Below are 12,422 nucleotides of genomic sequence, written 5' to 3'. Positions count from 1 at the left end.
TGAGCGCTATGGCAAACATGGAACACGATGTCGCGACCCTGCTCAGCCGTCACTCCGAGGCCCTCGCGCTGTTCACCGAACGGGTCCATGCCGTCCGGGCGGACCAGTGGGACGAACCGACGCCGTGCACCGATTGGTCCGTGCGCGATCTCGTCAACCATCTCACCGCCGAACAGCTGTGGGTGCCCGATCTGGTGACCGACGGTTCCACGATCGCCGACATCGGCGACGCGTACGAGGGCGATGTCCTCGGTGCCCGGCCGCGCTCCGCCTGGGACGCGGCGGCGCGCGGTGCGCGCAAGGCGTTCGGGAAGCCGGGCGCGCTGGAGCGGACGGTGTGGCTCTCGTACGGTGAGACCCCGGCCGTCGCGTACTGCGCGCAGATGACGACCGACGCCGTGGTGCACGCCTGGGATCTGTCACGGGCGATCGGCGCGCCCGAGCGGCTTCCGGCGGCGCTGGTGAACTTCGCTCTGGAGGAGGTCACTCCCTATGCGTCGGAGCTGTCCAAGTCCGGCCTCTTCGCCCCGCCGATCGAGCCGCCGCCGGGCGACAGCCATCAGACAAGGCTCCTGGCGCTGCTGGGCCGCCGGGCCTGAGCCCCGCCCGGCCCGTACCGCCCGCCGTCGCGCCGGACGGCCCGGCGAGCCCGGTCGGCGTCGGCGGCCTCTGGTCCGCCGCCGACGGGCATATTGTCCGGCGCCGTATGACTCCACGGCAGGGAGCGCCGCCTGCCGTACGGCTCGCCGGCGTCACGGGGTGTGCGGTACGGCGGGTCGGGCCCGCGCCCGCCGGGCAGGCGTCCGGTCCGGCCAGTCGCCGCCGGGTACCAGAGTGCCTCCGGAACGGAGCCGGGCGGTTGTCCCGGCCGCGGCGAGGTACACCCAGGCGCGTACGGGGGTGCCGTCCGGGCGCAGGACGTCGCGGGCGACCCGTTCGTAGAGATTGCCGGAGTGGCCGGGGGCGTTGTATCCCTCCAGTTCGTCGAGCGCGGCGACCAGCGCCTCGTACCGCCCCGGTGCGGCCGTCAGCAGTTCGCCGGTGACGAAGAGGCGGCTGTCGCCGGGGGTCTCGACGGCGTACGGATAGCCGGGGCCGTGGTACAGGACGGCTCCCGGCAGGAATCCGGGCTCCTCGGCGGCGGTCCGGCCGCGCAGAAGGAGGTCGTGGTTGTGACGCCCGGGGCGGAGGGTGCCGTAGACGAAGAAGGGGAGTTCGGGTTCGGCAGTCATCGGTCCCCGGTCTCCGCGTCGATCCACGCGAGATAGGCGGCGCTGCCGTCGGTCACGGGGGTCGCGATGATCTCCGGGGTGTCGTAGTCGTGTGCCGCGAGCAGATGGGCTTCGAGCTGGGCATAGCGGGCGGAAGTGGTCTTGAAGAGGACCTGCCACTCCTGGGCGGTCTCGATGGCGCCCTGCCAGTGGTAGACGGAGGTCACGGGCGCGGAGATCTGCGCGCAGGCGGCGAGCCGGGCCTCGACCGCACCGCGCGCCAGTTCCTCCGCCTTGGCGGCGCCGTCGGTGGTGGTGAGTACGGTCAACGCGGTCGGTGTCATAACCACACGGTACGCATCACCGGTACGGCACAGGAGGTGTCCCTCCCCCGCGCGCCAGACGGCCCGGCCGTCGGCACCGCGCCGCCGGTCCGGCGCCTCATGAACCGGCCGGGGTGACCGGGCCGACGCGGTACGAACCGTCCCGTGCGGTACGGACCGGCTGGGTGCGGCACGCACCGTCCCGTGCGGGACGAACCGTCCGGTCGGCGGTGGCGTACGGCGGTCCGGAACCGGTCGTGAAGCGTACGAGCCGCAGCTCCGGCGCGGGCACCCGCGCCGGAGCAGGGCCTCCGTCCCGTCGCCGGTCGGCGTGGGGACGTACGGAGTCAGTCGGTGTAGGGACGTACGGACTTGGCGTCCCTGACGGCCAGTCCCCACCAGGCGAGTTGGTCGAGCATCGACAGGGCAGCGCCGTCACACGCCTCGGGGCCCTTGTGCCGGCCGTCGGCGTCGAACTGTGAGTGGGCGTGGGGGAAGGAAACCGTGTCACGGATGGCGACCGCGTGCATCTCGGTGAACACCTGCCGCAGATGTTCGACCGCCCGCAGGCCGCCCGAGATTCCTCCGTACGAGACAAAGCCGACGGGTTTGGCTCGCCACTCCGTGAAGTGCCAGTCGATGAGGCTCTTGATCGAGGCGGGATACGAGTGGTTGTACTCGGGTGTGACGACGACGAAGGCGTCCGCCCGGGCCAGCATCGGCGACACCGTGGCGAGCGTCTCGCTCACGGCGGGCTCGGGCTTCGGGGTGAGACGGGTGGAAAGGGTGTGATCCCCGAGATCGAGGAACCGTACGTCGAAGTCCTCCCGTCCGCGTGCGTGTTCCAGGAACCATTCGGCGACGACGGGCCCGAAGCGGCCGGCCCGGTTGCTGGAGGAGATGACGACGAGATCGAGCGGAGCGGGACGGGCGGTGAGGGTTGCGGACGTATCGGGTGTGATGAGGTCCATGGGGGAGAGAGTCGTTCCTCAAGTTCGGTCGAGGTCAAGCGGCGCCGGTCCCGTTGGCCGTATCGGTACGCCTCGTGGCTGGTGCCCGGCGGTCGGGTCCGGTCCCGGTACGGCGGTGCCGGCGGAGCAGCGCTGCCGGAACGGTGCCGACCGGCCGCCCCGCCGGAACAGTGCCGATGGGCCGAACGCCGACCCGGAGGCGTACAGGCACCCGGAGGCCGGGCGACCGGACGGCCGCACGAAGCGGGAGAGCGGCCGACCGGGAGACCGGTCCCGATGACGGCTTGCCCCCGCCGTCACCCGATCGGCGCGCCCGGACCGACGTTTCACCCGCACCCTCACTGACCTGCGACGACACTTCGCGTCCAGTACGCCACGCCGTGCAATGGGGGCGAATCTGATGCCCAATCAGCAGGCGCGGCCGGCCGGCCGCGCCTTTCCTCGGAAGAGACGCCGCAGAACCACCGCGCTTCCGGAGGAACACCATGCGCACCACCGCCCGCCTGCTGACCAGCGCCGCGCTGGCAGCCGCCGCCATAGGCTTCGGACTCGGTGCTTCGGGAGCGTACGCCGGGGAGGTCGACGCCCTCGAAGTCTTCCCGTCGACCGCCGAGCACGGTGCGACCGTCACGGTGAACACGACCGCCTGCGGCAGGAGCGGGCATGCCGTCGGTGACGCCCGCTCGCTGGGCGTGGGCGAGTTCCGGCTGGCGCAGGGCACGCACAAGGAGGTCGTGGTCGGGGAGTTCAGGATTCCCCGGGGCACCGAGTCGGGGACGTACTCCATCGAGGTGCGCTGCAAGGACGGCAGGCGCGCCCTGGGCGACGTGGTCGTGCGCAGTCGCGAGAGCGAGGAAAAGGGCGAGCACGGCCGCAATGAGTCGAGCGGTTACGGGGAGCCGAGCGGCCATGTGCGGACCGGTCTCGGCGGCAGCGTGGGCCCGGACACCACCCAGATCGCGGCGGGTGTGGCCGTACTGGCCGCTGCCGCCGTCGGCGGGACCCTGCTTCTGCGTCGTCGGGCGAGCGGCGACCAGGGCAGCTGAGGGACCGGCCACGCCGGTCCCGTACCCGCCCCGTCCCCCGTTCCTGTCGGGCTCAGCCCCGGGAACGGGGGCACATCGGCACCCGGGCCCGCTCGCACGGCCCGGGCACGCCGCCCCGGTCACACCATCACCCCGGTCACGCCGCCTCGGTCACGGTCCTCGCCGCGCGCGGGGCCGTGTGGCCCCTTACGGCCCGCCGGGCCCGCACCCCCGAACGGAGGACCGTTGAGCTCCAAGGCCAAGGGGTGGTGTCTGGCCGCCGCCGTATGCGCCGGTCTGTGGCTGGTGCAGAACGGCGCGCAGAAAGTGACACCGCCCGTGCCCTCCGCCGCCCAGGCGTTCGCGGCCGGACCCCGGACGCACACCGATGCCGCCGCCGACCCCCTCCCGCCCGCCGCACCCCTGCGGCTCCGTATCCCGGACATCGAGGTCGACGCGCCCCTGATGGGCCTCGGTCTCGGCAAGGACGGCAGTCTGGAGGTACCGCCGGCCGGGAACCGGAATCTCGCGGGCTGGTACCGGCACGGCACCGCGCCGGGCGCCAGGGGCACCTCCGTCGTCGCCGGTCATGTCGACAACGCCCGGGGACCCGCCGTCTTCTACAGCCTCGGCGCGCTGGAGAAGGGCCATCGCATCGAGGTGTCACGGGCCGACGGCCGCACGGCCGTCTTCACCATCGACGCGATCGAGGTGTACGAGTACGACAAGTTCCCGGACCGGAAGGTGTACGGGGCCACGGACCGCGCCGAACTGAGGGTGATCACCTGCGGCGGCGGCTTCAGCGAGAAGTCCGGCTACCAGGGGAATGTCGTGGCCTTCGCCCATCTCATCGGCGTACGGAACGACAAGGCGGCCTGAAGGGTCCCCGGCCGTGCGGGCCTCACACGGCCCGGGCCCATGAACACGGATTCCCGACCCGGGACCCCGGCCCCCCGGGCCCCCGACCCCAGGCTCCGGGCACATGGCCTCGGGCCCGGCTCGCTCCGGGGCCGCACGGGTGGCACGGGCCCGGGTCCGGGCCGGACGGTCAGTCCCCCGAGGCCGCGTCCCCCTGCTCGCGGAGCTTCATCGCCTGCTCGTACACGACCGCCCCCCGCTCCGGGGAGAAGTCCAGCCGCGCGAGAACGCCTGGCACGGCGATGGAGGGCATCAGGGTGCGATACAGGGCCGAGATCCGCTCGGGCATGTCCTCGCGGTCCGTCATGATGCTCGACAGCACCTGGATGCCGGTGAAGGCACCCGTGAAGGTCCACGAGAGGCCGTCCACATCGATGTGCGGCAGCAACTCCCCGTTCAGACGGGCCTCGTTGAAAAGGCTGCGGCTGTAGTCGATCCAGCCGCGCATGGGCACACGACGGTCGAGGCCGTCCTTGGCCGAGCCCTGGTCGACGGTCAGGCGCACACTCCCCTGGATGATCGGATCCCCGGTCCCCCGCTGGAGCAGATGGGTGAGAAGCTGCGCGGTGTCCAGCGACTCCTGGAGCTTGAGCTCCTGCCGCGGAACAGCCGGCAGCGCGTCGACCTGGGCGGCGAGAACCGCCTGCGCCAGCTCCTCCTTGGACGAGAAGTGGAAGTACAGGGCACCCTTGGTGAGCTCCGCCCTCTCCAGAATGTCGGTGATCTTCGTCGCCTCGTACCCGACCTCGTCGAACATCGCGGCCGCCACGACCAGGATCTTCTGCCGTGTACGGATGGCCCGCTCCTGCTGCGCCATGAGGCGCCTCCCTCGCCGCTCGGACGTAAAAGAAAACCGAAGGGTCTGATTCTAACAGTCAGGGGCGGCGAACGCGGTCCGCCGGGATCCTGGACCCGAAGTCCGGAATCACCGCGGAGTCCGCGCTCACCGCCTCCACTGCCGTGGCCCTGCCTGTTTGTTCTGTTCCGTTGTTCTTCTTCTGTGTTTTCTTGCGTTCTTCAGCTGTTCTGCAGTTGTGCAGTCCTGCCGTTCTACCGCTCTGCTCGTTCCGTTCCGCCGGTGTACGGCCCCGCCCGGCGCGCCGGCGGTCCGCCGCCGGCGCCCACGGGCTCAGCGCGCCTGGACGAGTTCCTCGTCCTTCGGCCGGGGCGCCGTCTCCGAGCCCGCCACGACCTTGGCGTGCTTGCCGGCGCGGGGCGTCCGCATCAGGAAGAAGGCCAGTACCGCCGCGGCCACCACACCCGCCGCTCCCGCCAGGAAGCTGTGGGCCATTCCGGTGGTGAATGCCTCACGCGCGGCCTCCAGCAGCGTGGAGTCCTTGGTCTTCCGGGCCAGTTCGAGCGCGTGCCCCATGGATTCGCGGGCCGCCTCGGGAACGGTGGCGGGCATGGCACCGGTGTAACCGGACGAGAGGACCGCCCCGATGACGGCGACGCCGAGGGCCGCGCCCGCCTGCTGGATGGTGTCGTTGAGGGCCGAGCCGACACCCGCGTGCTCCTCCGGTACGGCTCCCATCAGGGCCGCGATCGCCGCCGGCATCGCCAGACCGCTGCCCGCACCCATGAGCAGCATGGCACCGATCAGCACACCCCAGCCGTCGTCGGCGGACAGGCTCGCCAGCAGCGCGAAGCCGGAGGCGATGACGATGAGGCCGGTGACCGCCATGGCCCGGTTGCCCGTCCTGGCCACCAGCGAGGCGCCGATGGTGTTGAACACCAGGGTGGCGACGGCCAGCGGTGCGAAGGCGAGACCGGTCTCGGTCGGGGAGTAGCCCAGCACGAACTGCAGATACTGGGTCAGCACCAGCATCAGACCGCCGTTGGCGAAGGTCAGCAGCACGAGCGAGAAGCTCGCCCCGGTGAAGACCTTGTTGCGGAACAGGCTGACGGGCACCATCGGCGAGTCCGTACGGGTCTCCCAGACCGCGAACCCGATCAGACCGATCAAGGTCACCGCCAGGGAGATCTGGGTACCGGTGTGGTCGAGTCCGCCCTTGGGCAGTTCGATGATGGTCCAGACGAGCGCGGTCATGCCGGCCATCGACAGCACCATGCCGAGCGGGTCGGCCTTGCGCCACGGACCCTTGGACTCCGGCATCAGCACCAGCGCGGCGACGATCGCCAGAATCGCGATCGGGATGTTGATCAGGAAGACCGCGCCCCACCAGAACTTGGCGATGAGCGCACCCCCGAGAACGGGACCGCCGACCAGACCGACCATCGCCACCGCGCTCCAGGCCGCGATCGCCTTGGGCCGCTCGTCCTCGTCGAAGACCGTGATCAGGATGGACAGCGTGCTCGGCATCACCAGCGCACCGCCGACCCCCATGAGCACCCGGCCCAGGATCAGCTGCTCGGGATTGGCCGCGACGGTGGCGAGCACCGAGGCGGCGCCGAAGAGCACCAGCCCGATGATCATCACTTTCCGCCGGCCGTACTTGTCGGAGAGGCTCCCCGCGGTCAGCAGCAGTCCGGCGAAGACCAGCATGTACGAGTCGATGATCCACTGGATGTCCTGGGCGCTCGCCCCCAGGTCCTCCGTGATCGGCGGGATCGCCACCGTGAGCACCATGTTGTCGATCACCAGCACCAGCGTGCTGAGGCAGAGCACGATCAGGATGAGCCAGCGACGTGGATGACGTTCCATCAGTCAGCCTTTCGAAGGTGAGCCCGGACCGCCGTGAGAGGCCGACCCGAGTGGGGACGACTTGAATATAAAACCGGCATGCCGGTTTGTTCAACGGCCTTGACGGTCTCTTTCGGTGCCCAGAAGGGCATGCCCGGACGGCAGCAAGGCGCTTCCGAGCCACCGACGCCGACCCCAATCCCCGCCGTGGAATCGCTCTCACCTGCTAAAACAGCGCCCGATTGCCTCTCGGGCCCCGAACCGGCCAAGACCCCTCAAGGACCGGCAGCCCGCCAGGTTTTTACATCCACTACGGTCGGTTTTTCTTCCCAGTACGCCGTGATACCCGTGGCAAGGAGTGCCCTACGCGGTGTTCGCTGGTACGGCGCCACCCCGGCCGCCCTGCGGGGTTCCCTCAACTCACGCGGGTGTACCCGGTGTCGCCGCGGGCGGTGTCCGGGTGCCGATGACGACCGTCGCGTACCACTCCTCCGACACCGCCACCCCCGGTGCCAGACCGCTCCGGGCCACGATCTCCACGGCCTGCTCCGCCTGCCGTTCGCTGGTCTCGAAGAGCAGTGAGCCGCCCGGCGCCAGCCACGCGTACGCACCGGCCGCGACCCTGCGCAGGACATCGAGTCCGTCCGCTCCCCCGTCGAGGGCGACACGGGCCTCATGGACACGTGCCTCGGCGGGCAGCAGTCCGATGTCACCGGTCGGCACATACGGCACATTGGCCAGCAGCACATCGACCCGGCCACGGAGTCCGGCGGGCAGCGGCTCGTACAGATCACCCTCGTACGCCACCCCGCCGACGGCCGCCACATTGCGGCGGGCGCAGTGCACGGCGGCGGGGTCGATGTCGGTGGCATGCAGTTCGGCCCGGTCCACGGCCCCGGCCAGCGCCGCACCGAGCGCACCCGAGCCGCAGCACAGATCGACCACGACGGCATGGGACGGGGCGAGTTCCGCGGCCTTCCGGACGAGGAACTCGGTACGCCGGCGGGGTACGAAGACGCCCGCGTCGACGCTCACCCGGAGACCGCAGAACTCCGCCCAGCCGAGGACGTGTTCCAGAGGGTGCCCGGCGATCCGCCGGTCCACCATGGCGGCGAGTTCGGCGGGGGTGCGGGCGGTGGAGAGCAGAAGCCCGGCCTCGTCCTCGGCGAAGACACAGCCCGCGTCACGGAGCCTGGTGACGATCTCCGCCCCCGAGCCGACCGGGACCGGAGTACGGGAAGCGGAAGAAACAGAAGAAACGGAAGAAGAAGGAGAGAAGGACGAGGCGGAAGCAGCAGAGAGAGGGGAAGAAGAGGGGGAATCCGACATGAGAGCCTTCCGGGTTACCGAAGGGCGCTCTCCGGGTCACCCGAGCCGGTGAGCCGGACCGGCCGAAGGGCCGTGCGAGGAGAGCACCCGACCTGCCACAGCGGTAATGGGTCTCACCTCCTCGGTGTGTCGTGTCCCCGACGACGGTACGGGGAGGCCACACATTACCGGACCCGTCCCCCGGGGGCCCGTCCAGGCCGCCGGGAGGCACGGGCGCGACCGCCGGTCCCCGCGCCATGCCGCCGCGGCCGGGCCGCGCCTTCGCCTTCGGGTCGGCCACACCGGCCTCCGCACCCCGGACCCGCCCCTGGGCACACCGGCCTCCGCACCCCCGAACATGCCCCGACACCCGCACGGCACCCACTTCCACTGCCGCGCCCCCGCGTCAATGTCGTGTGAAGACCCGCCCCTCCCGCGCAAGGGACGTGACAAGAGGGCACCCACCGCGGAAAACGCGCCCTCACTCTGAGGTGCTGCCCTCACTCCATGGGCTCCGGCAGAGAGGTACCCGGCACGATGACCACTGTCTCCACGCCCTCCGGACCGTCCGGGGACGCGGTCGCGCCGCCCCCGCGGATCCCGGGAACGTCCTCCGGCGACCGCCACCGGCTCACCGCGCTCCAGGGACTGGCCGCGCTCTCCCTGGACGCGATGGCCTCGGTGGCGTACGGACCCGAGGCCATCGTTCTCGTTCTGGCCACGGCGGGCGCGGCCGGGCTCGGGTACACCCTGCCTGTGACGCTCGCCATCGCCGTACTGCTCGCGGTGCTCGTCGCCTCCTACCGCCAGGTCATCGCCGCGTTCCCGAACGGCGGCGGTGCGTACGCGGTCGCGAAGGCGCATCTGGGCAACCGGACCGCGCTGACGGCCGCGGCCTCACTGGTCCTGGACTACGTCCTGAACGTGGCGGTCTCGGTGACCGCGGGCGTCGCGGCCCTCACCTCCGCCTTCCCCTCCCTCTACGACGACCGGCTGCTGCTCTGCATGGCCGTTCTCCTGCTGGTCACGGGGGTGAATCTGCGGGGGATCGTCGATTCTGCGAAGGCGTTCATCGTCCCGACGGCGGTGTTCATCGGCTCGATCCTCACGCTGATCGCCGTCGGTCTGTTCCGCAGCGCGCCGGCCTCCACGGAGACAGCGGAGGGTCATGCGTCCGCACTCGGCGACAGCGCCACGGCCGTGGGCGCGCTGCTGCTGCTCAAGGCGTTCGCGTCCGGATGCTCGGCGCTGACCGGAGTGGAGGCGGTCGCCAACGCCGTACCGTCCTTCCGTGCCCCGTCGGCCAGGCGGGCCCAGCGTACGGAGGTCGCCCTGGGCGGTCTGCTGGGCGTGATGCTGATCGGGCTGTCGGTCCTCATCGGCCGCTTCCATCTCCAGCCCGTGGAGGGCGTGACGGTACTCGCGCAGCTCGCGGACGCCTCGCTGGGGCACAACTGGGGTTTCTACGTCGTCCAGTTCGCCACGGTCGTGCTTCTGGCGCTGGCCGCGAACACCTCCTTCGGCGGGCTGCCGGTGCTGATGGCGCTGCTGGCCCGCGACAACTACCTGCCGCATCTCTTCCGGCTCAAGGCCGACCGAGAGGTCCACCGCCACGGGGTGCTGGCGCTCTCCGCGGTCGCCGCGCTGCTGCTGGTGTTCTCGCGAGGTGACACCAACACCCTGGTCCCGCTGTTCGCGATCGGGGTGTTCGTCGGTTTCACCATCTGCCAGGCGGGGATGGTGATCCACTGGCGTACGGAACGTGACCCCCGGCGGCGGTACAAGGCCGTACTGAACGGGTCCGGGGCAGTGCTGACGGGTGTGAGCGCCATCGTCGTCACGGCGACCAAGTTCACCGAGGGGGCGTGGCTGATCGTGATCGCGCTGCCCGCGCTGGTGCTGCTGTTCGAGCGGGTCCACCGGGCGTACGGGCGGATCGACGAGCGCATCGGGCTGGGCCGCGTCCCCGACGCCCCGCACCGCGACCGGTCGCTCGTCATCGTGCCGGTGTCGCAGCTGTCCCGGCTGACGTGCGAGGCCGTCAACGCGGCCGTGTCACTGGGCGACGAGGTGCGGGCGGTGACGGTCGCCCACCCCGATCCGGAGGACCGGGAGAAGACACGGGCGCTGCGCCGGGACTGGGAGCGGTGGAATCCGGGCGTGGAGCTGGTGGAACTGCACTCGGAGCACCGGGCGATAGGGCGGCCGGTGTCGGAGTACGTCCGGAAGGTGTACCACTACCACCCGGGGACACGGGTCACGGTGCTGATCGCGGAGGTGGAACCCGAGCGGCTGTGGCAGCGGCTGCTCCAGAACCAGCGCGGGTCGGTGCTGGCACACGCCGTACGCAGGGACACGGAGGCGGTGATCTGCCGGCTGCGGTTCCGGGTGTCGGACCGTGACGGCGGGCGAGGACCGGCGTGGCCGGGGTCCCCGCAGGGCTGAACGAGACGTATCGGCCCTCTCGCCCGCCGTGGCGCCGGGCCCCCGCCTCTCCGGTGCCGTCACCCGCACCCCCTCGTCTCCCCCGGGGCCGTCCCTCGCTACACCCTCACCTCACCTCTCCCCCCGCCGCCGTCGCCCGCCGGCCCGTCGCCTCCCCCCGCCGCCGTCGCCCGCTAGCCCGTCGCCTCCGCCGGTGCGCCACCGCGCAGAAGGGCCGCGCCAAGGGGTGTGAGCGTATGCAGTACGGCGTTGCCGTGGCGCAGGGTCAGTACCAGTCCCGCCTCTCTGAGAACGGCCGCGTGCTGGCTGGCGGAGGCGAGCGAGACACCGGCCCTGCGGGCGAGTTCACTGGTGGTGCAGCCGTAGCGGATGGCCTGGAGGACGGCGGACCGGGTGTGGCCCACGAGTTTGCCGAGCGAGGGACCGAGCGAGGTGGCCGCCTCGCCGAACGCCGGGTCGGGGGTGTGGGCCGCGGGATAGACGAGGACCGGCGGCAGCGAGGCGTCCCGCAGGACGACCGGGGTGCCGCGGCAGAAGAACGACGGCTGGAGCAGCAGCCCCCGCCCGTCGAGGTGCAGTTCGCGGTCGACGGGATAGTCCGCCTCCAGGACGGGGGCGCGCCAGCGCAGTACGGGCGGGAGGGCGCCCAGCAGTTCGGCGGCGCCGCCGTCGAGGAGGGCCCGGCCCCGCACCGCGCGGTCGGCCTCGACCCGGGCCTGGATGTGCGGCCAGTACGGCACGATGGCGGCGCGGTGGTAACCGCGGATCATCGAGACGAGTCGGTCCAGCGCCTCGGGATGCCCCTCTGCGAGCCCGGCGAGCCCCGTGGGTCCGCCCGACCGGCCCGCCCGGCCGGACGCCGCTGCACGGGCCCCTGCACGCCCGGATGCACGGCCTGCTGAAGCGAGAGTCAGTTCGGAATGTAACCGTTCGGGTGCTGTAGCCCGTATAGCCTCAAGGCCGGATTCAAGACCGCTGTTACTTTGAGGCGGTGTCAGAAAGTCGGGGAAATAACCTCGGGGCGGCACCAGGGCGGACAGCAGGCTTGTTTCACCATTCAACCTGGCCCGCGTTTCCGCACGCCATTCCCCGAACATCACCGCACGTCGGCGCTCCCTCAATCGGTGAAAGCTGAGAATCGTCTCCCACAGCACATCGGGTTTTGTGGCCATTCTCACTCTTGCCAGATCGTCACCGGTGAAATGGATACGCAGCACTGGACCCCCACTGTTGCACTCGCAATTGCCCCTACCACTGAGTATGCACACCATCACAACCGGTTACCACGGAGTTTCAGCCAGAGTTGAAATGTCTCGCCGCGGTCGGGTGCGAACCGAAAGGCTGTACCGCGTCGGGCGGGTTCCTTCTGTCTCCGATGGACGTGGCGAAGACCGTGGGGGGCTTTGCACGTTCGGCGGCGGGTGACAGTGGGTGCGGCTCCCTGTCCGGCCGGGGTAATGGGGCGCGGCCCGTGGATGGGGATCCACCGGCCGCGCCCCGCCCGCTGTTTACCGGTCCACCGGCGGAGAAAGCCGGGAAACACCGGCTTTCCGGAAGCCGGGTGAACAAACACGAGG

11 protein-coding genes are annotated in these 12,422 nt (G+C 70.8%); 4 read left to right on the top strand and 7 right to left on the bottom strand.

What is annotated here, in order from left to right; translation table 11 throughout:
* Positions 1 to 17 precede the first annotated feature (17 nt).
* Positions 18 to 599, top strand: coding sequence for a TIGR03086 family metal-binding protein (locus ACIBCM_RS00435; RefSeq protein WP_399239769.1), 582 nt, complete (start codon positions 18 to 20; stop codon positions 597 to 599).
* 153 nt (positions 600 to 752) lie between these two features.
* On the opposite strand, the gene ACIBCM_RS00430 is transcribed toward ACIBCM_RS00435, so the two are convergent.
* The 3 genes from ACIBCM_RS00430 to ACIBCM_RS00420 all read right to left on the bottom strand — a co-directional run bounded on the left by ACIBCM_RS00430 (position 753) and on the right by ACIBCM_RS00420 (position 2,505).
* Positions 753 to 1,232 carry a gamma-glutamylcyclotransferase family protein gene (locus tag ACIBCM_RS00430; protein ID WP_399238520.1) on the bottom strand — a complete coding sequence of 160 codons (480 nt, stop codon included), beginning with the start codon at positions 1,230 to 1,232 and terminating at the stop codon, positions 753 to 755.
* A complete protein-coding gene (gene cutA, locus ACIBCM_RS00425) occupies positions 1,229 to 1,555 on the bottom strand; it encodes a divalent-cation tolerance protein CutA (RefSeq protein ID WP_399238518.1) in 327 nt (108 codons plus the stop codon). Before cutA ends, ACIBCM_RS00430 begins: the two co-directional genes overlap by 4 nt.
* Positions 1,556 to 1,881: 326 nt before the next feature.
* Entirely contained in the window at positions 1,882 to 2,505 is a 624-nt protein-coding gene (locus ACIBCM_RS00420; RefSeq protein WP_399238516.1) for an NADPH-dependent FMN reductase, read from the bottom strand.
* 485 nt (positions 2,506 to 2,990) lie between these two features.
* Here ACIBCM_RS00420 and ACIBCM_RS00415 point away from each other — a divergent pair, with 485 nt between their 5' ends.
* A complete protein-coding gene (locus ACIBCM_RS00415; protein WP_399238514.1) occupies positions 2,991 to 3,551 on the top strand; it encodes a hypothetical protein in 561 nt (186 codons plus the stop codon).
* Between the two features lie 225 nt (positions 3,552 to 3,776).
* Positions 3,777 to 4,409, top strand: a complete 633-nt coding sequence (locus tag ACIBCM_RS00410) for a class F sortase (protein ID WP_399238512.1) — start codon at positions 3,777 to 3,779, stop codon at positions 4,407 to 4,409.
* A 169-nt stretch (positions 4,410 to 4,578) separates the two neighbouring features.
* Here ACIBCM_RS00410 and ACIBCM_RS00405 read toward each other — a convergent pair whose 3' ends face one another.
* The 3 genes from ACIBCM_RS00405 to ACIBCM_RS00395 form a co-directional block, all read right to left on the bottom strand.
* A complete protein-coding gene (locus ACIBCM_RS00405; RefSeq protein WP_399238510.1) occupies positions 4,579 to 5,265 on the bottom strand; it encodes a ScbR family autoregulator-binding transcription factor in 687 nt (228 codons plus the stop codon).
* 312 nt (positions 5,266 to 5,577) lie between these two features.
* A complete protein-coding gene (locus tag ACIBCM_RS00400) occupies positions 5,578 to 7,113 on the bottom strand; it encodes an MFS transporter (protein WP_399238508.1) in 1,536 nt (511 codons plus the stop codon).
* A 399-nt stretch (positions 7,114 to 7,512) separates the two neighbouring features.
* Complete coding sequence (locus ACIBCM_RS00395) at positions 7,513 to 8,421, bottom strand: putative protein N(5)-glutamine methyltransferase (RefSeq protein ID WP_399238506.1); 909 nt, start codon at positions 8,419 to 8,421, stop codon at positions 7,513 to 7,515.
* Between the two features lie 516 nt (positions 8,422 to 8,937).
* On the opposite strand from ACIBCM_RS00395, the gene ACIBCM_RS00390 reads away from it, so the two are divergent.
* Positions 8,938 to 10,845 carry an amino acid permease gene (locus ACIBCM_RS00390; protein ID WP_399238504.1) on the top strand — a complete coding sequence of 636 codons (1,908 nt, stop codon included), beginning with the start codon at positions 8,938 to 8,940 and terminating at the stop codon, positions 10,843 to 10,845.
* A gap of 173 nt (positions 10,846 to 11,018) precedes the next feature.
* Here ACIBCM_RS00390 and ACIBCM_RS00385 read toward each other — a convergent pair whose 3' ends face one another.
* Positions 11,019 to 12,062 (bottom strand): ArsR/SmtB family transcription factor, encoded by a 1,044-nt coding sequence (locus ACIBCM_RS00385; RefSeq protein WP_399238502.1) that lies wholly within the window; start codon positions 12,060 to 12,062, stop codon positions 11,019 to 11,021.
* Between the last annotated feature and the right edge of the window lie 360 nt (positions 12,063 to 12,422).

It is taken from the genome of Streptomyces sp. NPDC051018, from assembly GCF_044456085.1.
Lineage (GTDB): Bacteria > Actinomycetota > Actinomycetes > Streptomycetales > Streptomycetaceae > Streptomyces.
Note: the sequence above shows the minus strand (reverse complement) of the source record. Positions and strands in the feature narration are given on the sequence as shown.